Below are 26,018 nucleotides of genomic sequence, written 5' to 3'. Positions count from 1 at the left end.
TATGAAAAAGATACTCGTAGCAGCCGCACTCTGCCTGGCCGGTTGCCAGAATGATTTCCTGGAAAAACAACCGCTGAATGCGGTGACGGCCGATAACTTTTACCAGACTGCCGACGATGCAGTCCGGGCCATCAACGCGGCTTACAAGCCACTGATGTACAATGGCGTTGGTCAGTTTGGTCTTGCCTATTACGGCAATAACCAGGCGGGCGATTCAAATACCTATGGCGATGATGCCAACTGGGTAGCGATCGAGAATTTTACCGTAAATGCCGATAATCCGGCCGTCAGAAGCTCCTGGACATCGTTGTATCAGGTCGTATTCCGGGCCAACCTGGTGCTCGAACGGGTGCCTGCCATCGCGATGGACGCCAGCCTGAAAGCGCGGATTCTGGCCGAAGCGTCGTTTTTGCGGGGGCTGTCGTATCACTACCTGGTGCTGCTTTTCGGCGACGTACCGCTGATTACCAAACCGCAGTTCAACGCCAGCGAATTTCTGGTGTCGAGAACCCCCGCCGATCAGGTATATGCGCAGATCGTCGCCGATTTTCAGGCAGCCGAGAAAAGCCTGCCGCTTACCTACGCTGCCGCTGATCTGGGGCGGGCTACGCAGGGAGCAGCCAGGGCGTTTCTGGCCAAAGTTTACCTGTACCGGAAGCAATGGGCCGAAGCCGCCAGCAAGGTGAAAGAAGTTGTCGATTCACGCGCCTACAGCCTCACAGATCGTTACTTCGACAATTTCGAACTGGCTACGGAAAACAACCGGGAGTCTATTTTCGAGATTCAGTATGCCTCGTTTCTGGGCGGTCTGGGCAACGCGACCAACAACTACGACGCGCCCCGTGGCTCGGGCTTCACGCTGGACGGCGGCTACGGCTGGGCACAGCCTACCCAGAACTTTGTAAGCTCGTTTGCGGCTAACGATCCCCGGAAAGGCTTCACAATTTTTCAGGCGGGCGATGTTTTTCAGGGAATTACGTTCAATCCGGCTTCGTCATCGACTGGCTACGGCTCGCGTAAGTACGTAGTGGGTAAAGGAGCGAACATCGGCCGAAGCGACGACCCGAAAAATTTCATCCTGATGCGGTATGCCGATTTGTTGCTGATGTATGCCGAAGCCCTGAATGAGTCGGGCAAAACGGCAGAAGCGCTGGCGCCTATCAATCAGGTACGGGCCCGTCCGGACGTCAGGCTGCCGGCCCTGAGTTCGTCACTTTCGCAGGTCCAGCTTCGGCAGGTAATCAAAGATGAACGCCGGGTAGAGTTGGGTATGGAAGGTCACCGCTGGTTCGATCTGGTACGGTGGGGCGATGCTGCGGCTTTCATGCGTTCGATTGGCAAAACTAACTTCCGGGAAGGAATCAGCGAGCGCTTCCCCATTCCTCAGGCCGAGCGGGATGTCAACCCTAATCTGACCCAAAATACAGGCTATTAACCCCCGCGCCGGTTGATGACCAGGTGATCGGCCTCTTCGGTTCAAAATAGTATTACTTACAGCATTGATACTACTGCTGAATTGGTTAGTAATCAGTATGTTGTATAAACATGTAAACTTTTTTTTACATAAAAAACCGCCTTATTTTCGAAAATAAGGCGGTTTTTTATGTTTTGTAAATTTATTTTGTGACTCTTAAAAACTACTTTATGGATCCATTCGTAAGTATTGAGTAACAAAAAAACCTTAGTGAAGACTTATACCTATCTGCACCATGGCAACACGTCCAACGATCTTTGTTAACCACAAACCTGGTGATCTCTACTTTACTGTTAGCTTCCGCAACGACCCTCATTTAACCACTCAGATCGGCAACCTCGAAGGCGCTTTGTGGAACGGCGCCTACTGGGAAGTGCCCGTTTTTGCCCCAACCAAACGCCTGCTCGACGGCAAAATGATGCCGGTCAATCAACTGAAAATGGTTGTCGATCGTCGCCGTCTGCCGGGGCTCATGAGCTACCCCGTCGATTTCACGAAACTGTAACTACTGGAGCTCAAACAGCAACAGCACCTCTCCGCCCAGTTCGATCTGGTCACCCGACTGAAGCGGGTAAACCAGGGTGGCGATATCGGCCCGCTCGATGGTATCATCCGGGTGAATAATCTTGGTTTTATTACCACTGGCGGGCAAGCCGCCCGGATCGACCAGCAGGGCGTAGCGCCGTTGAACGCTATCGTAGCGGATCGACGCGTGGGCCCGGCTAACGGCGCCATTGCCCTTTCCTCGCTGCGCGTCGAAATCGGGATCGTCGTCATTGACGATAACGATATCGTTGGTGCGAACCCGGCCCGAGTTAGTCTGGGTAGTCTGTCCGCGTCCAATACAGAAGCTGGTTTGCCGGGTGGGATCGAGGAGGTATTCAGGCTGCCTTGTCTGGCCCACCAGGGTGATGAGTTTGCCCAGTACGGGCGTATCGTCAGGTTTCGAGCTATCGACGATGAACAGGCTGATGTTGCCGTCGCGGTAGGTGCTGGCAGGCAGCTCGTCGGCGAAGAAGGTATAATCGAACAGCCAGTTTTTGGGCAGTGTGATGTAGTTGTCGGCCAGTTGTCGGCTCAGTTCCTGTTGAAATTTCCCTGGCTGGCTGGCCCATAACGCCACCTTGTACAAGGCCTGTTCTTCCGGATCGCTGCTCAGGATACCCAGCCGAATGCCGACGGGAACCGTATCCGGCTCGTTCTGATAGATCCGTAGTTTGCTGACAATAAACCGGATCAGCTGCTCCCGACGCTGAGCTGCGGGCGGAGGCCCGGCAGGTGCGGGCACAGGGTGGGCAGCAACCGGTTTGTCCGGCAATGGAGACTCCGTTGTTAGGGTAGCCGTGGGGCGCGACCCGGGGGAGCCGAACCCGAACCAGTTTTTTAGGTTTTCCAGTAGACTCATCGCAGTAAGGTATCGTTGGCCCGGCCCGCCGGATTGGTCGGGGAGCTGTTAGTCAGGTTTATAGGTTAAAAACTCCCCAGGTAATTCCGCTGGTTCAGGATCGGTGCCACTACCTCGTTGGCTAGCTGCACGGCATCGGCCGACGACTCACCCAGCTCGATCCGTATGGCCGTGACGGTATGCGAACGGCCGTTGGGAGTCGGGGCAAAAAAAACGTACCAGCCGTCGTTCTGCTGTTCGCCCTGCACGATGCGTTCGGGGGTGCCAGTCTTACCGGCTACCCGGGCCACACTGATTTTAGCCCGTCCGCCCGGATTCGATTGTTCGATCATGAACGAGGTCAGTTGCTGAGCATAGTCGGCCTGTCGGGCCAGGGGTTTGGCGGGGAGCAGGGGTTGTGACTTGCCGGCCCGTTTCAGCACGTAGCGCGAGGGTTGCATGCGCCCGCTGTTGGCGATAGCCGCTGCCATCCGGGCCAGCGACGCGGGCGTTGAGGTCAGTTTTCCCTGTCCCCAGGCCAGCCCCGAAAACTCGCTGCGGTACCGGCGGGGGTACCGGGTGCTCTGGTATAAGTTACGCCGAACGACAAACGACGAGTCGCGCCAGTGCTGCCGTATCTGTTGCTGCTCGGCTTCGGTATGCGTATCCGCGAACGAATAGCCTCCCATCAGGTCGACATTCATCCCCGTGGCCAGGTAGAGGTCGGCGAGTTCGCTGTCGAGGGCGTTGTCGTTGGCGGCCCGGATAAAGTAAACGTTGCTTGACCGGACAATAGCCCGGCGCATGTCGACGGTTTCACCGCAGGGTTCCGATTCCCGCGTGCCGCGCCGGATGATCTCCGCGCACGAAATGGGGTAACTGACTTCAGACGCCGACGTGCCCAGCTTGTTGAACGCGGCCATTGCCGTCAGGATCTTGGCGGTTGAGCCGGGGGCGGTAGCGTAGGTCATACCCAGGTCGCGTTCGGTGACCAGATAGGACAGTTTGAGCCGATCCCGATCGGGTAACAGCATCGTTTCGGGCGTTTTCAGGTTCGGCAGCGGGTACATGGCCGAGGCCAGCACATCGCCCGATGCCGCATCCATCACCACAACCGACAGCCGTTTGGTCGTAAAGTCCGACTGGGCGAGGGCCTTTTGCAGACTAACCTGTAACTCGGCGTTGACGCTCAGGTGCAGATCGCGGTTGCGGGCTTTGCGCTGCTCCACCTCGCGGCTGTCGATACCCGCCCGCAGGGCCGGGGCCAGCTCCCGGTAGTCGTAGACCGACAGGGTGCGGGTCTGCTGAACTGACGGGCTGAACCGGTCGGCGCGGTAGCGGGTGGCAACCAGGGTTGTTTTTCGGGGGCGGCTGTTGAAGCCGCGCAACTCGCTGAAGTGGGTCGCTTCGGCATAGTAGCCGTTGCTCTGCCCCCAGAAAAGCTGGGTATTGAGGTCGCCGGTCCAGAAAAACAGCTGCTCGCCAAACGGGTAATAGCGTTGCAGCCGTTTCTGGGTCAGGCGGGACAACTCCTCGGGGGCCAGCCCGCTCTGCCGCAGCCGGGCGCGCTGCTGGTTGATCAGCTGCGGTGAGCTGGTGGCCAGGACCAGCCCATTCCGGTCGTAGAGCGTACCCGAAGCCAGCACGCGCGTTAGCCGCTCGATTCGGGGGTTGTAGCTATAGACCGGATCGCCGGTGCGGGTAACGACCCGGGCGGGCCGCACAATGTACTCGTCGCCCCGCCAGCCGATAACCGGTATCAGCCTGCCGATCAGGATGACTACTCCCAGCAAAAAACCGGCGATACCGGCCATCAGTACTACGTCATACTGTTTCTCCAGATACTGCCGCTGTTCGGCCTGGCCGGGTCGGTTGGCCACGCTGAAAACGACCCCCATGGCCAGCAGGTTGATAATCAGGGATATTTTGCCATAACTCAGAAACGGTACGCTAATGCCGGTCAGGGGCAGTAGCCCGAGCGATCCGCTGGCGATGATCAGAAACTGGATACCGGTCGAGATGGCGATACCGGCCACCAGGAAAAAGCTGAATGGCTGGCCAGCCCGGCGGGCGTGCAGAAAGAGCCGATGAAGCAGCAGCCCCATCAGCAGAAATACGGCGATGACGCCCAGCCCGCCCAGCTCTTCGCCTACGCTGGGCAGTATCATATCGGTATGGGCGGCTGGCATGGCATTGGCAAATCCTTTGCCGAGACCCTGCCCGGTCCAGCCACCCGATGCCAGGGTCCAGAAGCTATGGGCCAGATGATCGCCCCCGTACACGTCGTTGTCCCAGGGGTTGAGCCACATGGCTTTTCGGTCGGCCAGCCGGTCGCCCACGAAAGGCAGCTGATCGCCGAAGGTGAACATGGCCATGACGAGCAGCAGCAATACCGGGGCCTCGGTCAGCAGAGCGGCCCAGCCCAGTGCCGTCCGCGACCGCGCTTCGCCCTGCCAGACCATGTAGGCAACCAGGGTCGCCAGGGTCAAGAGCGTTGCCAGACTGCCCGGTAAAAACCATAGCGCAACGCCGTAGCCCAGCCCGGTGGCCAGGGTCAGGGGGAGGTTACCGCGGGCAATGCTGTAGAAAAGCAGAAAGGTAAAGCACACAACGAGCGCTGGCCCCATGTCGCCCAGCAGCAGGTACAGCAGCATAAGAATCCCGGCTCCGGCCAGCGCGCCGGCGCTCACGGCAAATCGCCAGCGCAGGTCGGGCAGTTGCCGAAGCTGCTGCTCATGGGCTGCGAAGAACCCGGCAAAAAACAGCAGGAGCAGGTATTTGGTGATTTCGCTGGGCTGAAACGTCAACCCCAGCACCGACAGGTTAACCCGAACGCCACTGCCTTCTGGCCCCGACCCGATCAGCAGGGTGAGGAACGCCAGCCCCAGCGCCAGAACCAGCCAGGTCCAGCCCGACAGCCGCACCGACGACCGGCTTCGGAACGTAACGAGCCAGTCAAACCGCCAGTCGGCGTAAAAACGACCCACATTCAGCTGCGACAGAACCGCCATACCAGTCAGCCCGGCGGCTACGCCCTGTAGCGTTTGCCAGGCGTAGAGCATATCCTGCACCGGGTTCTGAATGGCCAGCAGCGTCAGTATCGAAATGCCCGTCAGCAGCATCAGCACGGGTAGCAGCAGCGGGTCGGGCGCAAACCGCCGGAGCGACCAGAACCCCTGAACGGCCCAGAACGCCAGCAGAAACAGGCCGGCTATGGCCCAGAACTGAGCGGTGAAGGCCGAGGGCGTTCGTACCGTAAAGGCATGATCGGTCTTGAGCTGGCCGTAAACGACAGAGCCAATGAGCCGGAGCTGATGCGGTCGGCCGGTAAACGAAAACTGCGGATCGCGGCTGAGCCGGCTGGTTCCTTTGCGGCTCCCGAACTCAAACCCGGGTTTCATCGGCACCACGCTGTAGCCCGATCCGTCGGTCAGACCCGTGAAGGAAAACTGGCCGTCGGTATCGGTTCGGGCGTAGGTGAAGCGGTCGGGCAGGGTATCGGGGCGGGCCGTGGCGGGGTGTTGCCTGAGCTGCACCAGTACGCCGGCCATCGGTTGGTCGTCGCGCAGAACCCGGCCCGAAAGGCCTACCGTGCCTGTACCGGCACTGACGCTAGCGGCATACGGGCGCGGACTGGTTTGTTCCTGCCGGTATAATACCGAATCGAACCCCATCTGCTGGCGGGATGCCTGGAGCCGACTCTGAAAATCGACCCCGCCAATCCGGCTGCGCCAGGCCACGGGAGCCAGCACGGCGAACTGTCGCTTGTTGATCGCCCCCAGATTCTCGGGCGCACCGTACTGGTTGAGTTTGGTAGCCAGCGAATCGGCAACCAGCGCTCTGTCTTTTGGATCGGTATAGTAGTTGCCGCTATTGAGCAACCGCTGGATAGCGGCCGGTTTGAGGCCGGGCGTCAGGGTGAGGGCCTGCCCGCTGGCCAGGGCGTCGGTGGCGCGGTTCAGGTCAGGGTACAGATTCAGGTACAGCCGGGCAAACAGCAGCAGGAGCATGCCGGAAGCACCGAGCAGATACAAACGTCCTGACGAAGGGGAAGCTGGGGTCATACAGTCAAACGGTGGTGCTTGTGCGCATCAGATGAAGGGAGCAGGTCCGGGACGATCAATCGAGGGAGTCAGACTCGTCGGATTCGTCATCGTCGGGGCTTTCCATAATCGTCATCAACGAATCCAGGTCGGGCGCAAATTGGTGATTAATCACTTTGCAGGTAACCCGAACGCCCCGGTCGCTGTTGGGGGCCGTACGGGTCAGGGTCATGTTGGGGCCAACGGGGCTGAAAAATACGTTTTCTGACTTGTACAGGCCGCCATTGTCCTTGTAGTAATTGACCCGTACCGCCACCGACGCAAAGTCAACCGAGCTGGGGTTGCGCAGCTGAATCTTCACGTTTTTGATGCCCCCGAAGAAGCCAACCTTAAAATCGGTCACCTCGGCGCTCAGTTCACCAACGGCGGCTTTTGCCTGCTGTTTGCGCAGAGCGAGCTGCCGTTCGGCTTCCTCCTGTTGCTGCCGGAGGGTCTCTTCATCCAGCGCAGCGGAGTCGGTGGTGATACCGTCGAGGCCCGTACTTACTGGCGCTTCGGTGCTGGTCTCTGGCCGGTTGCCGTTTTGTTTCGGGAGCAGGAAGAAGTAATACACACCGGCGCCCGCCAGTAACACGGTCAACGCCAGTATCCCCCACGACAGTCCACCCGATACCGACTGACGCGGCCGACGGGGCTGCGGAGCCGGTGTGGCAGCCGCTGCATTCGTGGCCGGGGGCTCGGCTGGCGGTTGAGAAGGGCGCGTTGCGGTGTGTGTTGTGGCTGATACCCCGGCTCCCGGGGTGGCGGGGGCGGGCGAATGCGTGTAGGCGGGACCCGCTACCGTCACCGTTGGCGGAATAGGAACGGGTCGGGCGTTGCTGGCCCGGTTGGCCTGCAGGTAGTTCAGCTCGGCCTGTTTGAGCAGCCACGTCAGCTCGTCGGGGTCACTAATCCGGTCGGCGGCTTTTTTCTGCAGCAGCCCCCGCAACAAATCATTAAAATGGCTGAGCGGCTGACTGACCGCGTCGACCGTCAGCACGGGGGGCGCTTCGGTCAGTACCTTGTTCATGAACGTGACAATACCCGAATGATCGTCGAGCGCGAAAGGTACGCTGCCGTGCAAACATTCGTACAGCACGACCCCCAGCGAGTAATAATCCGTAGCGATGCCTACCCCCTTGGGATCATTGAATTGCTCGGGCGATGCGTATTCATAGGTCATCAGCGACTGGCCGGTCAGGGTGGTCGACTGTTCATGCAGCCGCGCCACGCCGAAGTCGGTGAGGAGAAAATGCAGCTCACCGCTTGGCAGGGGCCGGTACAGGATATTTTCCGGTTTTATATCGCGGTGGATGATGCCCTGCGGGTGGATGGCTTTGAACGCGCTGGCCATCTGTAACCCCAGCCGAATCGTCGTGGGTACGTCGATGCGTTGCTGACCGGCAAAGAGGTTCTTCAGGCTACCGCCTTCGATCAGCTCCATAACGATGTAAGGCAGCTCGGCTTCGACCTGCACCTCCCGCACTTTGACAATATTTGGATGGGCAATGCTGGTCATAATGGCCGACTCCCGCTGGAACCGGCGAATGGTCTCGGCATCGGTGTTGAGCGCGAAGTGCTTGATGGCCACCAGCTCGCCCGTGGCCAGATGACGGGCTTTGAGGATACGGGCGTTGCTGCGCCCCAGCTCACTCAGCACCTCATAGCCAGGAAATCGGGTGTCGAATCGTATGGTGGACATTAGGGACGTACGGGTTTGGGTGAATCGGTCTGGCTTTGTACGCTAACCTGAATAACGGCATTCTGGAAGCTGTCTTGCCGGATTTCTGCGCGAATGGGCAGGTCTACCTGCTGAAAATGGACCTTGACGAGCTGTAGCTTCGTTTCGCGGCTGGTTTCGATGCCTGTCTTAAAGCCACTGATTACTATATTTTCTAAACGAGTCGGTCCCGCACGCAGTATACGTAACGCTACGGCCGACCGCATCGTATCCGCGGGCACCAGTACCGTTAACCGCTCCGTGCCGACAATGCTCTGCAGCGAATCGGCGAGGAGCAGGGGCGAGTTGAGCCGGATGGTGTCGGGGGGCAGCACCAGGCGTTTGTCGGCACTCCGGTACGCCACCCGAAGCAGGGAGTCGAGCGGACTGGCCGGTCGTAGTTCGGTTGCCGGCGCACCGCTGGCCAGGCTGTCGGCTGGAGCGCTTGCATTTTCGGCCGTACCGGTCGGGTCTGCTGCCTGATGTTGGTACCATACAAACCCGGCCACCCCCGCAGCCAGCAGGCCGAGCACCAGCCAGCGTCCCGCCCGGTTGCCGGATTGTTGCCGGGCTGATGCGGAGGGTGCCGGAGCGGGCGCCGTTGCGGGGGGCGGCAGTGGGGTGGGTGCCACCACCCGGTCCGACTGGGGCTGGTCGGCCATGGGCGGGCGGGCTGGTTGGGCGGTGTTGGTAGCCAGCACGACCGTAATATTATCGTTGCCGCCCGCGTCGTTGGCCAGCTGCACCAGATCGGCCGCTTTTTCAGGAAGGGCTTTTTTCGGGTCCAGCACCGATCGGATCTGGGCCTGGGTAATCATATCGGTCAGCCCATCGCTGCAGAGTAAGAGCTGATCGCCCGGCCGGAAATCGGATTCGCCCGATTCGAGGAAATCGGGATCGTCGACCCGGTGGGCGGCCGACCCGACTTCGCGCAGAATCTCGTTTCGGCGGGGGTGCTGCATGGCCTCGGCTTCGGTCAGCTCGCTGGCATCTTCCCGAACCCCAACCAGCGAGTGGTCGTGGGTCAGCTTGGTGAGGGTACCCTGCCGGTAGCGGTACAGGCGGGTGTCGCCCACATGCGCAAAAAAAAGTTTCCCGGACTGGCTATCGACTACGGCAACCGTCAGCACGCAGCACATCTGCGCCAGCGCGCGATCCTGCTGCCGCCGGGTGTTGATCTGGTTATTGGCAAAAACGACCGCTTCGCGCAGCATCGACAGCGGGTTTCCGGTTGGGGTGGTCATGTACTGGGAAATCGACTCCTGCGCAATGGCCGCAGCCTGATCTCCGCCCGCATAACCCCCTACGCCATCGATCACCGCCAGCAGCGCACTGCCTTCCGCCCAGATCGGGGCGCAGATAAACGTATCCTGGTTATCGGTTCGGCGCTGGCCGACATCGGTCTGACCGGTAATTTCTAACGACATCGAATTCGGTTACTGGTTAATAACTGTATAGGTACCTCGTTTACCCCCAGGCACTACTCCCGAAGGAATTGTTTGGGTCGGGCATTTTCTGACTTCTGTTGGCTACCTGCACACCCCCCAACCCGCTAAGAGGTTGTTTGGGGAAGATAGTTGCTGACTTTAGTCGGCTCGAAAGGCTGCCTTTTTCGCCCCCCAGCCCCCTAAAGGGGGAGCCCATTCGGCGGAGCTAACTCCCCCTTTAGGGGGCTGGGGGGTGAAAATCCGGTCTCTTCACGGCTTTACCTTTTTATCAACACTTCCCCAAACAACCCCTTTATGGGGCCGGGGGTAAACGAAAGGGTAAAACTACCAGGAGCAAACCATACCTCCACAGCCCCCACTCAATCGCCATCCACAAATCACTCAATCACAAATCATCACTTACCGGGGCAGGTTTCGGAAGTGCTGAACGACGAGGGCGACGACAAACAGGAGCAGCAGCACCGCAAGCAGGGCATCGAGCATAGGTCAGACTGTACGTTGAAAATGAAGGGTAACCATGTTGTTGAGCAACACCTGCGCCGTATCGGGCAGTGGGTGCCACTGCGGACTGGCGGGTTCGCTTCGCGCAATCAGCTGCTCGTTGACCCGGGTTTCGTTGCGGCTGAACGAGGCTATCTGAAACGAATCGGAAGCGTCGTGGTAGCGAATCCGGGCGTGGGGATTCGAGACGTAGGCCGATTCGAGCAGCAGGTAGTTCGGGAAATGCTGGTTGTCGGGTTCTTTGCGGGCTATCACGATTTCGCGGTCTCGCATCCGGCAGCTGCCTTCCTTATTCAGTTCGGCCAGATAATACGATATCTCGGCCAGCACATCGCCGGGTTTCTGGGGCTGGCTGGGAGCCATGCGGGTGCCGCTGCCTACCGCCGGCCGGGCCGGGGACGCGGGCGTGTCGAACCCAAACCGAACCACAAACGCGCCCGGCTCGCGGAAGTCGATATGCTGGAACATGTTCAGGTCTACGTCTACCTTTTCGTAGCGGTTGGTTTGCCGAACCCGGCGCGTCACGTTGAGCCGGTCGGGCGTCTGGCTCTGTGCGTTGCCGGGCAGAATACCGGTCAGCGCCCCCACCACGAACACATCGGTCGGGCTGACGGGCTCACCACCGAACTCGCGCCCGCCCCCGAACTTAAAAAACCAGCTGGACGCTACCGGCACCACCCGTTCATACGATGGCTGCTGCGCGTCGATACTAGCCCTGAAGGCATTGACGGCTTCGTTGACAATGACCGGAAACGCATTTTGCCGTTCCTCGTAGGTGTCGGGGTGCAGAATGATCAGAAAATGGGCGTTGAACAGCAGGCTGGACCCGACGGACTCGCGCCGGATGGAATCCTCGAACGAGGCAACCAGTTCGTGCAGAATCCGCGTGTTGGTAACGGTAGCGGTCGGGTTGGACTGGGCGTCGCTGGTCGGGACCAGGAGCTTGCCCAGTTTACTAAGCCAGGTCGTTGGCTGATTGGCCATGGATGAATACAAGAAGGATGCTTGCTAGAGGGTTAACGGTGTGGGTGAAAAAATCTGTCAGACCAGGTCGGTTTTTTGAAATCCGGCACGTCTACAGGGTAAAACGAAAACCGCGAAAGATAGTCGGCCTTCGCCAGTTTCGTCGCTAATCTTTGTAAGCGGTGGTTAAAACCGGCAGGCAGCAGCCCTCAGCTGCCCGGCAGTGACGGGGCCTCGACCGTTGGTGAACTGCAATGGGGCCCGTCTATCGGGTTAGTTTCGTAGGTTTGCCACCAACAGGCCGGTTAGTGGCTGCGAGCCCGGCTCCGCAAGCGCCTGCCCATCTTCACGTCTTATTGTCTGTTCATCTGTGAAAACCACCGCACTCCGCGAAGGACTGTTTACGGTAAATGCCGACAAGGTGTTTACGCCCATCGACGATCAAACCGACGTATCATCGCCCGAGCTGGCCGGCAGGGTGGTGGTGGCGGTACAGCCGTTTCTGGTCTGTACGCAGACCGACTTCATCCTGCTCGATACCGGACTCGGCTACAGCCGCGATGGCCAGCTGCAGATTCTGACGGCCCTGGAGCGGGAGGGGGTTACGCCCGGTCAGATCAGTAAGGTGATTCTGTCGCATCTGCACAAAGACCATACGGGCGGCATCGGCCACTGGCTGAGCGACGACCAGTTTGCACTGAATTTCCCGAACGCGACCTACTACGTGCAGGAGCGGGAGCTGGCGTTTGCCCGTCAGCAAACCGGTAACCCGTCGTACCACGCCCCCACGTTACGGGTGCTGGAGAATCACCCTCAGGTCGAGTGGCTGCATACGGACGAAGGCCAGCTGAACGACCAGATATGGTACGCCGTGAGCGGGGGGCATACGCCTTTTCATCAGACTATAACCATTCGGGAGGGCAGCGAGACCCTGTTTTACGGAGCCGACGAGGTGCCCCAGTTCGGGTATCTTCGGCGAAACGTTGCTTACAAGAACGACTACGACGGTAAACGCGCCCGGGATTCGCGCAAACGGTGGGTCGAGCAGGGCGAAGCCGGGAACTGGACGTTTCTGCTCTATCACAACCGCCAGCTACCCTTCGCCACCTTACCGATCAACGCGGGTATTAAATAGCTGACCAGTCGAAAATGGCCGAGCTGGCCGGTGGTAAATGCAGTGCAGAATGTGTGAGCCATCAATAATTCATTCATACTCAATAAATATTCCTAGAAAAAGCCCTCCCAGGCTGTTACTTTTCTCACCCTGTTCGGAATATATCAGAGAGCCTGGGAAAGCAACGGATTTCTGTACAATAAGTAAACGGTCTTGCCATCTCAATGGTGAGCCTCAGGCTCTTCACCACAGTCCGCAGCTAAAGAACCAAAGCCTGTACAGGAAGCAATAGTACAGGCCATTCCATGAACCCAGGGTACCGACTCAACGAGTAAGACAGAAGAGCCAATAACTGATCAGTCTATACTGCGCCCAGCAGTAGCGCAGAACAGGCTGTCAGATTTACTTCGACACCAATACGGGTATATACACCATACCGAACGTGGATTGTGGTTTCCAGAGTAAGCTTTCTTTCTGGCTCCGTATCGGCGGGCGCCGGGGGAAGTTTGCCCTGGAGTGCATTGGGTATCTGCCGGGAAGAGTACGCCAACAAACAACAGTAAACGACCTGCCATGAACGACTGAGCCGACTGGAAAATACAGTCGGCTAACCGATTTTGAGCAAATCGTGACGGTACTGACGTTCAGCGCTGTACTAATCACCTACTTTTTCAAACACGGCTCTGTCTCACCTAACCGGGCCACACTTCGCATCGAGTTTTAACCTGTTCTATAAACGTGTTGTAACCCCTGCCAAACGCTAATTACTATGAAAATCTCGATCTACGGTTTGCTTCTTCTGTTTGCTCTTTCGGTAAAGGTATCGGCCCAACCGGCTGCTGGTTTGGCTCAGGCGTTACGCTACATTAAGGCTGGCAACACGCTGAGGGAAGCTAACCAGTTTACGCAGGCCGCTAAGTATCTGAACCAGGGACTTGCCGGAGCCAAAAATGCCAAAGATGCCTACTGGATGGCGGCAGCCTACGAAAATCTGGGGTGGCTGTACCGGGATATGAATGATGCAACACAGGCTACCTTTTACCTGAACAAAGCGTTTGACCTGTATAAAGGAAAGTACAGCGTCAGCGCATTGGCCCTGCAGAAGTTCGTAGGTGGTCTTAAGAAACAGGAGGAGATTTACGGCGGTATCGACATCGGGGCCAGAGGGGTAAAAGTTTCGGTAATTGCGCTCCAGTACGCATCCAATGGCCGTCCGAATTTTAGAATTATCAAGGCGGAGTCGATTAACACGGGGGCGGCCGAGGGGACGCCTGCTGCTTTTGCCGCCACCGCCAAAGCCGTTCGCAGCTACCTCGATACACTCCTCAACCGACGGAGCATCGTCCGGAATCGTGTTTTTGTCGTAGGCAGTAGCGGACTGAAAACCGTGCTGGAAAATGCCAGCAAACTGCCCGACCTCAACAAAGCCCTCAAATCGGAACTAAGTTCGGTATGGCCCAACGATATTCCTTTTATCGACGCGGCTACGGAGGCTGAACTAACCGTCCGGGGAACCATTGCCCAGAATGAATGGCTCACAACGGCCACCCTCGATATTGGCAGCGGCAACACCAAGGGCGGCTACTTCACGGCGGATAATCAGTTCGAATATGTTGACTTTCCGGGTACGTCGGCCATGACCCGCAAAATTCAGGACAGTGGTAAACCCGTTGCCCAGTCTGCCCAGCAGGTATATACGGACGAGATGCAATCGGTGGTGGGGCGGGAACTGGGGCGCAAGCCGGAGTTTGAAAACCGCCGTAAAATATACGTGTTCGGCGGGATAGTCTATGCCCTGATTACCTACCTGCACCCCCAGGAGACCAACAAAACGGTCGTTCAGTTCAGCTACAAGGATGCGCTGAAGTTTCAGGACCTGGCCATCCGCAATTACGAAGCGCTCACGAATCCTGATATGAGCGGCATCGACAGCGATGACGTTTTCAAAAAAGCACAGGCCGATGTGAAGACCGTTCGGGAAAAAATCTTCAAACGCGACGAAATCATTGCCGGCGCCACCCTGCTACGAGGCATCCTGGAAGAATGTCGTCGGAATAATCCTGAAACCAAAGAGTTTCATTTTCACCGGAACGGTCAGATTGGGTGGATTTCGGGCTTCATCATGAAGATGATCGAAACCGAATATCAGCAGCAGAAAGAACAGTAAATCAGCCCGAACCAGTACATGGGCCGGCGGTCTGAAAAGCTGGTGTTCAGACCGCCGGCAAGACGTTTTCTGTTGAGAACAAACCAACTCGTTAACCTCTCCGATACTCATGAAAAAAGTGCTGGTATTAGGCTGCGCCCTGCTGATGTTGAGCGGTGTAGCTTCGGCTCTTAGGGCTCAGTCAACCGATAAAAAACGAGGCTCTCAGGCGGCCGCGGAAGAAACCTCATCGACCTTTAAAAACATTTACGCGCTGATTGTTGGGGTCAGCACCTACGGCAACCGGGATATTCGGGATTTGGAATTTGCCGACGATGATGCCCAGCTGTTTTACACCTACCTCCTGGCCGCTTACCCCAACCAGGCTAAGCCGGGAAACATTCATCGGTTACTCAACGAGCAGGCTACTGGGGCTGAAATCGAACGAAAGCTGGCCTGGCTCCGGGACCAGGCCAACGAAAACGACCTGGTCATCTTCTTCTTTGCGGGGCATGGCGGCATTGACAACGTCGGCATCAACCGGGGGCAGGCCTACCTGATTCCTTACAAAAGCTCGCTGGCCTCGTTGAACGATTCCAGAGCCATCAAAATGACCGACGTCGATGACTTGATGAATAATCAGATCTCGGTTACTAAAAAAGCGACCACCATCTGTATCCTGGATGCCTGCCATGCGGGGAATAGTACCAATAACCAGCAGATGGCTACCATCATCAACGAACGGCTCAGTCAGCAACAGGGAAACGTTATCAAGATTCTCGCATCACGGTCCAATCAACTGGCCGCTGAAGATCCGTCGCTCTGCGGAGGACACGGGGTGTTTACCTATTTTCTGATAAAAGGGCTGCTCAAAGAAGCCGACAAGGATGGAGATAATCGGATAAGCCTGGCCGACATGAATGATTTCCTGCCGGGCAAGGTGCGCGAGAAAACAAAGGGCAGCCAGGACCCGGTGGTGCAATATCAGAACAATCTGCTGCTCAATGGCTGGCAGGGGGGCAGCAAAACCGAATTCGACTGCCTGCTCGACCAAAAAACGGGAGCCTCCCAGCCCATCGCCTACGCCGAGTATGATGAGAAAAAATTAATTGGTGACCAGCTCAACCCCACCCAGATGCGGCACTATGAGCAGTTCACGAAAGCCCTGGCCGCCCGTCGGTACTTAGAACCGGCAGGTGATAACGTACTACACTACTTCGACATCCTGCGCGACGACCGCGTGGCCCCGGCTTTGCTGAACCAGATTCGGGGACAGTGGAAAGCTGCGTTTCAGGATTATGCCCAGGAACTGGTGCTGGTTTATCTGAACGAACGCCCCATACAGGACCCCACCGAGTATGAGCGGGCTGCCCGGATGATGCGGCACGTGCTGGACGCATCGCAGCCCACCGACGATGAGTACAAGCGCCTGCAGGCCCAGCAAATCTGGCTGGCCAGCTTCAACGAATCCCAAAAAATAACCCTGGGTATCTACCGAAACTCGCAGAACGAGCAACGGAAACAGCGCCAGGCCATTGTAAATGATCTCAAACGGGCCGTTCAGCTAGATCCCGAAGCGGCTTATCTGTTTAATACATTAGGCCGCAACTTTGAAAAGCTGGGCCAGACCGAGGAAGCCAGAAAAGCATATCGAAAAGCGATTGAACTGGCCCCCCGCTGGACCTACCCCCGTAATAATCTGGCTGTCACCATCAACGACCGGGAAGAGAAGATCAAACTTTATGAGGAGTGTATTCAGCTTAATCCCAAATTAGATGTGGCGTACACCAACGTGGCTCAGCAATACCTGGCCAAAGGCGATACGCTGAAGTGCCGGCAGATGCTGGAACAGGCGCTGGTGCTGTGTAATGCAACAAAAGACGCTTACTACCGATACAGTCTGACCTGGGTGTATCAGCAATACGCGGCCCTATACCGCAAACGGGAGAATCGTCAGTTGGCTGAGTACTATTATAAGCTGGCGGTTGACAACAGTGACCCCAACGACATCGATAGCCGCATGACCCTGGCCAACTACTACAGCGAAATTTATGAGACCAATAAAGTAGATGCGCTCCTCAGCGGCATAATGACCCAATGGGCCAACGATGCCCGTCCGTATGCTGAGTTGGGGTATAAATACATGCAGATTTCGGATTGGGCGAACTCGGAACGCTATTATCTGGAAGCGATCAACCGGGACAGCCTGAATGCCAACTACTACGCCAATTTAGGAGACATATACAGAAGCACAAAGCGATATGACAAAGCCCTGGAAGCGGCTAACAAAGCTATCCGGCTTGACCCCGAAGAAGATACGTATGTGAGTGCCCGGGGGAATGTGTTTCTGGAACAGGGCGATTACGACAAAGCCATCAAAGATCATGAACAAGCCCTGCGCCTGAACCCGAATTCAGCGTTTGCGCTCGGTAACCTGGGGCATGTCTATACCATTAAAAAAGACTATGCTAAAGCGGAAACGTACTTCCGGCAGGCGCAGACGTTACGCAGCCAGGCTGAGTATTACTACAGAGGGATGGGATACGCGATGTATCAACAAAAAAAGTACCCGGAAGCCCTGGTCGAGTACCAGAAAGCGTTGAAAATTAGCCCATCCAACAATGATACCTGGTTGAACCTAGCCGATGTGTACCGGGTAACAAACCGGCTCGATAGTGCCGTCACAATGCTTAATCAAGGAGTTGAGCTAAGTGGATACGTTAAGGAGCGCAAGTACAAGGAAGCAAAACAGCAGTTTTTGCGGACGGTTAGCCAGAATGAAAATATATTCTCTTATTACGCCTTAGGTTATCTGGCTGAGAAAGGCTACGGCGAGCCGACCAATCTGTCGGCTGCGGCCCGGTGGTATAGTTTTGCCGCTGAAATGGGAAATGTCATTGCGGCTCAACGGCTTATTCAGCTGTACCAATCGCGTCAGATTCGCATCGACGATGTGAAGGCAGAAATTGAAAGACTCCGGAAAAACACCGAAAAAGGCCGTAAGAAGTTTACAATCCCCGCAACGCTGGCCGATGGAAACAAAGCGCCGGTAGACCTGTACATCGAAGATTTTCCGCCCGATCCCAACGAGCCGATCCTGCACGAACTCCGGCGAATTAAAGAAACCCGCAAAGCCTCCATAGGGCAGGAGGTAATCGACGCTTTTGGGAAGTTATATGCCCTGGCCGTGAAAAACGGAGTTTCGTTTCAGGACCTTTGCGTATATGCGCTCAATGCTGCCAATGAAGATAAGCAGAAGACGACCGCACGGCTGACGAACTATCCGGCCAAAGCGCAGGCCGCTATCCAGAATAACCAGCTAGACAGCCTGAACGCCTATATGCGGCAATCGGTGGTTACCTACCTGGGTGTCGATCTGAACGATACCGAGAAGTCGACCAAACAGCTGGTAGACTCGCTGCGGGCAGGAACCAGCCAGCCCGGTTTGTTCTATTATGCCCTCGGTTATCTGTTTGAACACACGCCGGCTGGCCGGTCGTGGGCAAAAGCGGAAACCTATTACCGCTACTCGTTTCAAACGGGGTATGATCCAGCTTATTACCGGCTTCTGACGCGCTTCACCCGGGAGATCCCGTCTACCTCGCAAGCCAACTGGCTGCGGGATAACTTTAACCGGAAAATTCAGGGATACACAGTAACCGGTAGTCTGGCCGACAGTTCGAGCCGTAAACTGACCATCTATATCCATGATTTTCCGCAGGATGCCCGAGATCCAATCGCCGATGAGCGCCGGCGGTTGCAGGACGTTTTTGGGGCTACACTCTCGCCCGTACTGGTAAAAAATTTCAAAGAGCTGTATGCCCAGTCGCAGAAGAACCGACGGTCGTTTCAGGAGCAGGTCCAGTTGGCTGTTGCGTCGAAGCCAGCTGAGACCAACGCAGAAGGATCAGCCGAAAAACTGGTCAAACAGGGGGATGTGCTTTTCGAACAGGGCAAGTACAAAGAAGCCGCGTTGGCTTATATGGCAGCGGTAAAACAAACGGACAGTAAAACGCAGCGGGCTGAGTACTGGGTCAAAATCGGTAATAGCATGATGTTGCTGAAGGATCATACTATGGCGCAGGGAAGCTATCAACTGAGTGCTTCCCTGCATCCAACGGCCTGGGCGTACTACTGCTCCGGCTACGATTACGCCCTCCAGACAAAATACGATTCAGCCGCAATCCGCTACCAACAGGCCATTGACTTAAATCCGGGCCGGGCGTCGTATCACCGGGAGCTGGGGCGGTTATACTATGATCAAAAGAACTATACGGCAGCGATCAGCGCACTCAGGCGCGCCCAGCAATTAGACTCAACCAACACGCAAACGTTAAACACCCTGGGTATCAGCCTGACCTATGCCAAACGTTTCGAGGAGGGATTAGCCTGTTTTCGAAAAGCGATTGAGTTGAACCCGTCCGAGTCCAGCGTTTACCTGTATAATATGGCGTGTAATTATGCGCTACAGGATAAACGTGCTGATGCATTGAACTACCTCGAAGAAGCCCTGAAAAAGAAATACGCCGATTATGAGGGAATCAATAAAGACCCCGACTTTGCTACCCTTCGCACTACCGATGCGTTCCGGCAGCTCATGGCCAGGTATTTTCCTAACCGGAAGTAAACCCCACCCAAGGCCCGGGTACTAACAGCATAAAAGCCAGGATACCCAATACCCGTCGTCAGCCCATCAGGCTGGACAAGCTGCCGCGTTGATGCGTGAAAAAGGGTAGGGTCATCCGGCTCCGAAGCGTGAGGCCCGCCCCCATTGTCTTTCCTTTGGGATGAGACGTATTGACCTTCACATGCCGTCAAAAAATGGTTGCGTACGCCATTTCTTGACGGCATGGAGGTACGCGCTGGGGCTGGAGTAGCCCAGTACATAGGCGATGTCCTGGGTCCGGAGCGAGCGGCCCTCCTCCAGGTAGTGCGACAACTGCCGTTTGAGATCGTCGGCGATGATCCGAAACGACGTGTTTTCCTGGGTAAGCCTGCGCTGAAACGTTCGGTGGCTCAGGGAAAACTGGGCCACGACCTGGTCCAGCGTTGGCAGTTCGGGGGCGCATAGACTGAGCGTCATGGTACGCACCTGCTGGGCAAATGGCGTTTGGGGGTTGGGCGACTGGTCGAGCAGCTGAAGAAAAATCGGGAGCAGGGTTTCGATTTGCCGGAGGTGTCGGCGGTTGATCGGACCGGCCACTTGCCCTGTCGTCAGCCGGAGCCGGTGCGCGTCGGCCCTTACCACCGAACTCTGACACAGGCGCCGGTACTCGCTCAGGTCGTCGTGGGGAAGCTGCACCTCCGAAACCGGCCCTTCAATCAGTACGCCCAGCTCGCGGTACATCAGAAACAGCACCGAATCCAGGATATGCCGCCGAACGGGCCCCTCGGGCAGGTCGCTCTGTAACGTAATGACCAGATGCTCCGGACCGACATCGCTGGTCAGGCTCACCACCGAAAATGTCTGGTTAAGGTAGTCGTCCAGCAGCCGCATGGCCTGCCCGATGCTGGAGGCCGCCAGCGAAATCTGGTAGATCAGCCCCAGGGCTTTCAGATTCAGGAAACAACCATAATGCAGGCCGAGGTGCGGATCCCGGCTTAGCTGCAGCATCTGCTCCCAGACCTGGCAGTACTCGCTACGACTGACGCGGCCCTTCCCGTCGGTTCGGTCGGCGTCGGGGGTATAGAGCAGGCGTTGCAGGGCGGACCGGTCTATGCCTTTGCAGGCGGCATAGTCCAGCAGGTTGGCCAGATGAAGGGAAGACAGCGTCGTTGCCATAGTCGGTTGCCGTTGAGCGTTGGCGCAAAATACGGCGAATTTGGCGTAAACTATCAATACTCCCCGCAGCGGTCCGCCGACCTTTGTGCTGTTCAGTTACGCAAACCGAAAAAGAGTATGAGCCAAAACCATGTCGCCCTCCGATGGATCTCCCTAAGCCTGCTGTCACTGCTTGCGGTTGGTCGGCCCGCATCCGCACAGGTATATCCGTCACATCAACCTAATCAGTCCGCAAACGCCATGACAAACCAACCCTCCGACGTCGTTGCCCGGTTTTTAACCGCCGTTCAGCGCGGGGACCAGTCCCAGCTGGCCGCGCTGGTAGCCCCCAACATCCACTGGTCGCAGCCGGGCCGCCACCGCTTCGCCGGACTGAAAAAATCCAGTCAGGAGGTCTTCCAGATGGTTGGTGTTATGATGGAAGCGTCGGCGGGGACGTTACGGTTGACCGACGTTAAACCGCTGACGGTTAACGGCAATCAGGTCGCTTGCCTGATGCACTGGCAGGCGGTGCAGCCGGGCGGGGGCACCCTGGACGTCGACAATATTGACGTCTATACGGTCGAGGACGGGAAGCTGGTGGCAGCTACCATTTTTTCGGCCGACCTCAGGCAGGAAGACGAGTTCTGGGGCCGCTAAGCCAACGACGGATATAGCCCATTTTTTTCACTCAATCGATTATTCCAATGATTTCTCTAAAAACAACCCTGCTGATCAATGGCGTAAGCTCGGCCGCAACGGGCCTATTGCTGGTACTACTGGCCGACCCTATAGCTACCCTGTTCGGCGTGGCGGCCACCGATCCGTTCATCGGCGTCGGTCTGTTTCTGCTTGTATTCGGCGTGTTTGTGCTAATCACCAGCCTCAGAACCCCTATTAATCCCCGCGCGGTTAGACTGATTAGTACGCTGGATATGCTCTGGGTGGTAGCCAGTATCGTTGTCGTTGTCTGGCTGGCGGCTACGATCAGTCTGTTTGGTCTGATTGCTATTGCCGCCGTTGCAATATGGGTAGCGGCCATGGCTTACTTACAAACCAAAGGACTGAGCGCTTTTCCCTGAACCACCCGGCTGTACGATACCAGGCCGGTCAGCTATTGCCCATGTTTCCAGTGTCTACAGTCTTCGCCGTAACCCATCCGGCGAAGGCTGTTGGCCGGGTTAGTCGGTCCTCTGTTGGCCGTGAACACCGATCGGCCAGTCTATATGGATGACTTCCCTGGTATCCGGTTAGTAAGATACCAGGGAAGTAGCCGGCTTAATAACTTTCGTATTCATACCGCAGCACAACACCCGGCGAAACCGCCCGGGTAGGTAGTCCCTGCTCGTTGAATTCGTACTGGATGGTGTAAACATCCCTCGGCTGAGCCTGCGTGGGTGAACCAAAATTATCAATCATCGACAGCTTGAGTACATTGTTGCGGCTAAACCGACGCATGTCGCCTATGCCGGGTCCAATTAATCCGAAAAACGGATTTGACCGGTTATCGTAGGTAAAATCAGAGGCCACCCGGCTCGAACTGCCTGCCTGACTGATCGTGCGGCTTAGATTGCCACCGGCGAAGGTTTGCTCATAAGCCGAACTGGCCCCCGACTGGGGCGAGGTGTCTGTGAAACCAATGGGCTGGTTTTGACCATCCATTCTATAAACCGATGTTTTTATGGCTCGGAGTGGTGCATATTGACCATTGATCGTTGTCAGCAGCGAAAGCGTGGCCCGCACCTCCCGCTGGGCGTCGTCATAGGCAAAAATAGTCTGCTCCCCGGTGACATTCTCTCGGGTGGTGTACGAATACAGGATGCTCGTTATGCGGTCATTGGCATCGTAGGTAAATGTAGCCGTATCCCCCAGATAAACATATCCGGATTGGCGACCCTGCTGATCATACAGGAATTCCGTTATGCCGGGAAGGCCCGGCGAGGTGCTGACGGTTCGTTTGAGCCGTAAGCGAGGCTGGCCGGGGTCGTTCGTGCGGGTAGCTCCCAGTCGTAGTAGCTGTGGCGGTTCCGGCTCTACAAGGGATTGATTTTGGGTGCAGGCACTTAGGCCCAGAAACAGGCTTATTGTCAGGCCCGTTAAACTACGCGTGATGTGTACCATGGTTGTAACGATTTGGTTGAGTGAAAAAACAAACCCATTCGACAGGGCGGCCAAAACGGTTGCGGATTAGTCAACTGAAACCCATCACGCTGCCGTCGGGACGATAGACACCCCAAAAGACACAAAGTGTTGCATAGCCCGACAAACGGGCAGGGCAGGCGGGGTGTCAGGAAAAAAAATAGGATTGGTTGCAACAGCGTACCTTAGGTTTCGTGTCTGTGAAGAGGGGACGTAAAGCCCAGGAGGGAATGCACAACACGATACCAACCTATGAACCCGCTCACTCGATTCGTCTGGATAGGCCTGTTGCTTGGCGTAAGCAGCTGTAACCAGTTTGTAGACCAGCAGCCCGAACCTGACGGCGGACCACCGGCAGAAACGGTGCAGGCGCTGCTCCACCGTTTTTCCCAGGCCGAGGAGGTGCGCTTCAGCACCCTACTGAACAACAAACTGTGGCAGGTCGACTTCAGCCAGCATCGGCTGCGCTACCAGGGCCTGATGGGCCCCGGTCAGCTTTTGACAGCGGATCAGCTCCTGGACGGTAACCTGCCCGACTCGCTTACCCGCGTCCTGCACGCAACGGTATTTGCTGGAGGAACGATTGCCCGGCCTCGTCTTCACCTGTACGAGAGAGGCTGGTCTGGTCCCGTGGGGGCGGCTGAGCCAACGGCGTTTGTTTTGGCGGATTACACCTGGCAGCAGCAACCGTATACGGCTTTTTGGCGTGTTTCCGGGCGCAACACCGATCGATCGTGGTATAATGTCACGATAACCCCTTTTCAGCGGGCTTCTTATTCGGCCGAGGGCCAGCAGGAGATTCCGGAACTCATTCAGGCGCAGCTGCGCAACGACAACATGACCTTCCTGTTCGCCCAGGTGCAGGTAGATGCCGCCGGCCAATCCACGTACATCGTATCCGCGTCTCAGCAGGGGCAATTCTGGAACCTTACCTTTACGAGTGACGGACAGTTGATCGCCGTTCGGAATCAGGCAACGGTGCATTTCTTTCAGGAGACGAATCAACTGCCCCCGGCGGCACAAGCGTATCTCCGCCGACCTGAGCTGGCGGGCTTTGCGCTGGCCCGTGGCGGCTCCTACGCCCGCCATTCGTATGGCTCGCTGAACACCTACGAATTTACCGTCGAAAAAGGCACAGAAGCCTGGGATCTGAGGTTTTCGGACTCCGGACAGCTGATCAGTCGTAGCTACCGCCTTTACGGGACTTTTTGAGTCGCGTCTCCTGAGCCCTCTACTCCCCAGTCTTCCTGCATGGCATTTTTTGGTCGTAAGTCCTACAAAACCCTTACCGAACTGGTAGCGGGCTGCCAACGGCAGGAGCCCAGGGCGCAGCGGGCTTTCTATGAACGCTACCAGGAGCGCATGTTAGGGGTTTGCGTCCGATACGCCCGGACCGTGGCCGAAGCGGAAGATATTTTTCAGGAAGCGTTCCTTAAAGTTTTCACCCACATTAACGACATAACGAAGCCCGAATCGGCCGATAGCTGGGTCAAATCAGTCGTGGTGCGTACGGCCATCAACTATTATCACCGCACCACGCTACCCCAGGAACACCTGACCAGCTACGAGTCCAGCCACGAATCATTGGCCAGTGATGAGCACCTGCATATACTGGCCGGTTACAATCTGGAGGTTTTGCTGGGTTTGCTGGCCCGCCTGCCCGATCTGTACCGGCTGGTGGTGAATCTATATTTGATTGAGGGCTATTCTCACGCCGAAATAGCCCTTTTACTCACGATTCCAGAAGCCACGGTCCGGTCGCGCTTTAGCCGGGGCCGACAGCTACTACTAACCGATATCGAACAACATGGCATCCAACGACACGAACTCCTGGGATGAGGACCCCCATGCGCTGATGCGCCAGCGCTGGCAACAGGCGTTTGCGGATCACCGCATGCCGGCCCGGCCTGATTTGACCCGGCGGATCTTTGATTCGCTAAACGCCGGACGTAGACGCAGATGGGCCTACCGGACGGTGAAGCTACTCGGCAGCCTGTTGCTGTTACTGGGGGGCGGAGTTGGTCTAAACCCTTTAGTAGAGCGCCCAGGCCGGTCTACCGGCCAAACGAACAGGATAGAGTCTGCCCAACCTGTTAGTATGACCGGGCAGACTTTACCCCAACCACGGGCCATCGACGCCCGGGCAGATCGAGGCATCGAACAGCAGCGTACAGCGGCTACGACCCTAGCCGACCGGAAAGATATCCATCCCGTTTTACCCACTGAGGGAGTGACTCGCCCAGGCATCACCCGACCAACTCGATTTGGCGGTAAGCCGACACCTGTTTATCGGGTAGCGGCAAAAGAGACTTCCTCGAAGCGCTCCACGCGTTTTGATCTGCCCGGTAAACGACCTTCCGTACAGGATAACCCTGTTCCTGATGAGTACCTGGTCAGCCCAAACGCGCAGCTGACCGATCAGTCGCAGCCAGATATCCTCGGGGCAGCCGTTTCGGGACCGATGGACAGAGTGGTTTGGGAGCGGCTCAAACCACTGAGCCTGCTCCCGCCAACGGGTACATTCGATAACCATCTTCGGCTGCCATCCGCACTCGACGTTACGGTTCAACACCTGACCAGGCCGGTAACCGCCCGACGAAGCGGCCGATGGTTTGCCGAGATTACCCAATTGAGTCATTTTCAACTGATGACCGCCCCGCCCAATGCTACAGCTTATCTGTCGTCAGTAGGCTCTCCGGCCGCTTTTTCGCCCACTACCTGGGGCGTGCAGATGGCCGGCGGGCTACGCTGGTCCCGCTGGCAGCTTCACGGGTCGATTGGTTATCTTCGCCGATGGGCCTATTACACCGTCAGCGAGAACAGCTACCACCTGAGGTCGGCGCCGGACAACGCCTACCAGCTCGTCCGGGAGACATACGCTGTAGCGGAGAATAAGCGATTACCCCTGGTTGGTCTTGGCGTAAGTCAGCAGCAGCTTCTGTTCCGGGGGCGCTATGCGGCCGAGCTGGGGGGGCAGATCTCTTACCTGCCCACTATCAACCAGTCACTACTGGCTTTGCGGGGCGGCATTGCCCGACAGCTTCCGCTCGTTCGGGGGGTGGAGCTTAGGGTGAAGCTGAAGGTCGACTATGGCCTCAATCAGCTCCGGGACGAAGCTAACCAGCTTACCCTGCGTCCACTCATGGTAGGCATTGGCATACAGGTACAACCCCGGCCGAAGTAGCCGATCAACTAAGGCCGTCAGTTTGGGCGTGGGGAAGAAATCGACCAGCAGTCAACAGGCGGTGCTGATAGCCTGGTAAAACGCAGCCGGGCAACAAGAGCA

The 26,018-nt window shown here is 57.0% G+C and carries 17 protein-coding genes; 10 read left to right on the top strand and 7 right to left on the bottom strand.

Features of this window, described 5'->3' with window-relative positions:
• Position 1: 1 nt before the first annotated feature.
• Together EQG79_RS14800 and EQG79_RS14795 are read left to right on the top strand one after the other, a co-directional pair.
• Positions 2-1,435 carry a RagB/SusD family nutrient uptake outer membrane protein gene (locus EQG79_RS14800; RefSeq protein ID WP_129602215.1) on the top strand — a complete coding sequence of 478 codons (1,434 nt, stop codon included), beginning with the start codon at positions 2-4 and terminating at the stop codon, positions 1,433-1,435.
• A gap of 274 nt (positions 1,436-1,709) precedes the next feature.
• Positions 1,710-1,979 carry a hypothetical protein gene (locus EQG79_RS14795; RefSeq protein ID WP_077919784.1) on the top strand — a complete coding sequence of 90 codons (270 nt, stop codon included), beginning with the start codon at positions 1,710-1,712 and terminating at the stop codon, positions 1,977-1,979.
• Here the strand turns inward: EQG79_RS14795 and EQG79_RS14790 are convergent, their stop codons facing one another.
• From EQG79_RS14790 to EQG79_RS14770, 5 genes are all read right to left on the bottom strand, one after another.
• Positions 1,980-2,879: an FHA domain-containing protein gene (locus EQG79_RS14790; protein WP_129602214.1), complete on the bottom strand. Its 900-nt coding sequence runs from the start codon at positions 2,877-2,879 to the stop codon at positions 1,980-1,982.
• A 65-nt stretch (positions 2,880-2,944) separates the two neighbouring features.
• Positions 2,945-6,922, bottom strand: a complete 3,978-nt coding sequence (locus tag EQG79_RS14785) for an FtsW/RodA/SpoVE family cell cycle protein (RefSeq protein ID WP_129602212.1) — start codon at positions 6,920-6,922, stop codon at positions 2,945-2,947.
• Positions 6,923-6,977: 55 nt separating this feature from the next.
• Complete coding sequence (locus EQG79_RS14780; RefSeq protein ID WP_129602210.1) at positions 6,978-8,642, bottom strand: serine/threonine protein kinase; 1,665 nt, start codon at positions 8,640-8,642, stop codon at positions 6,978-6,980.
• Positions 8,642-10,087 carry a PP2C family protein-serine/threonine phosphatase gene (locus EQG79_RS14775; RefSeq protein WP_077919780.1) on the bottom strand — a complete coding sequence of 482 codons (1,446 nt, stop codon included), beginning with the start codon at positions 10,085-10,087 and terminating at the stop codon, positions 8,642-8,644. Before EQG79_RS14775 ends, EQG79_RS14780 begins: the two co-directional genes overlap by 1 nt.
• Positions 10,088-10,594: 507 nt before the next feature.
• Complete coding sequence (locus tag EQG79_RS14770) at positions 10,595-11,593, bottom strand: FHA domain-containing protein (protein ID WP_129602208.1); 999 nt, start codon at positions 11,591-11,593, stop codon at positions 10,595-10,597.
• A 349-nt stretch (positions 11,594-11,942) separates the two neighbouring features.
• On the opposite strand from EQG79_RS14770, the gene EQG79_RS14765 reads away from it, so the two are divergent.
• The 3 genes from EQG79_RS14765 (at position 11,943) to EQG79_RS14755 (ending at position 19,459) form a co-directional block, all read left to right on the top strand.
• Positions 11,943-12,707 (top strand): MBL fold metallo-hydrolase, encoded by a 765-nt coding sequence (locus EQG79_RS14765; protein WP_165358906.1) that lies wholly within the window; start codon positions 11,943-11,945, stop codon positions 12,705-12,707.
• 748 nt (positions 12,708-13,455) lie between these two features.
• Positions 13,456-14,853 (top strand): tetratricopeptide repeat protein, encoded by a 1,398-nt coding sequence (locus EQG79_RS14760; RefSeq protein WP_129602204.1) that lies wholly within the window; start codon positions 13,456-13,458, stop codon positions 14,851-14,853.
• A gap of 109 nt (positions 14,854-14,962) precedes the next feature.
• Positions 14,963-19,459, top strand: coding sequence for a DUF2610 domain-containing protein (locus EQG79_RS14755; protein WP_129602202.1), 4,497 nt, complete (start codon positions 14,963-14,965; stop codon positions 19,457-19,459).
• Positions 19,460-19,636: 177 nt separating this feature from the next.
• Here EQG79_RS14755 and EQG79_RS14750 read toward each other — a convergent pair whose 3' ends face one another.
• Positions 19,637-20,614, bottom strand: coding sequence for an AraC family transcriptional regulator (locus tag EQG79_RS14750; RefSeq protein ID WP_129602200.1), 978 nt, complete (start codon positions 20,612-20,614; stop codon positions 19,637-19,639).
• A gap of 240 nt (positions 20,615-20,854) precedes the next feature.
• Between EQG79_RS14750 and EQG79_RS14745 the strand changes: the two genes are divergently transcribed.
• Both EQG79_RS14745 and EQG79_RS14740 read left to right on the top strand, forming a co-directional pair.
• The gene (locus tag EQG79_RS14745) at positions 20,855-21,253 is read left to right on the top strand and encodes a nuclear transport factor 2 family protein (protein WP_129602198.1); all 399 of its coding nucleotides are present in this window, start codon (positions 20,855-20,857) and stop codon (positions 21,251-21,253) included.
• Between the two features lie 47 nt (positions 21,254-21,300).
• Positions 21,301-21,675 (top strand): hypothetical protein, encoded by a 375-nt coding sequence (locus EQG79_RS14740; RefSeq protein WP_077919773.1) that lies wholly within the window; start codon positions 21,301-21,303, stop codon positions 21,673-21,675.
• A gap of 196 nt (positions 21,676-21,871) precedes the next feature.
• Here the strand turns inward: EQG79_RS14740 and EQG79_RS14735 are convergent, their stop codons facing one another.
• Entirely contained in the window at positions 21,872-22,714 is an 843-nt protein-coding gene (locus EQG79_RS14735) for a hypothetical protein (protein WP_129602196.1), read from the bottom strand.
• Positions 22,715-22,984: 270 nt separating this feature from the next.
• On the opposite strand from EQG79_RS14735, the gene EQG79_RS14730 reads away from it, so the two are divergent.
• From EQG79_RS14730 to EQG79_RS14720, 3 genes are read left to right on the top strand one after another with little or no spacing between them, the layout of a single operon-like run.
• Positions 22,985-23,944: a hypothetical protein gene (locus tag EQG79_RS14730; RefSeq protein WP_077919771.1), complete on the top strand. Its 960-nt coding sequence runs from the start codon at positions 22,985-22,987 to the stop codon at positions 23,942-23,944.
• A gap of 39 nt (positions 23,945-23,983) precedes the next feature.
• Positions 23,984-24,571, top strand: coding sequence for an RNA polymerase sigma factor (locus tag EQG79_RS14725; protein ID WP_129602194.1), 588 nt, complete (start codon positions 23,984-23,986; stop codon positions 24,569-24,571).
• Positions 24,540-25,916: a hypothetical protein gene (locus EQG79_RS14720; RefSeq protein ID WP_129602192.1), complete on the top strand. Its 1,377-nt coding sequence runs from the start codon at positions 24,540-24,542 to the stop codon at positions 25,914-25,916. Before EQG79_RS14725 ends, EQG79_RS14720 begins: the two co-directional genes overlap by 32 nt.
• Positions 25,917-26,018 lie beyond the last annotated feature (102 nt).

Origin of the sequence: Spirosoma sordidisoli (genome assembly GCF_004138325.1) — a bacterium.
GTDB lineage: Bacteria > Bacteroidota > Bacteroidia > Cytophagales > Spirosomataceae > Spirosoma > Spirosoma sordidisoli.
The sequence above is the reverse complement of the archived record's forward strand: the minus strand, read 5'-3'. Positions and strand labels throughout refer to the sequence as shown.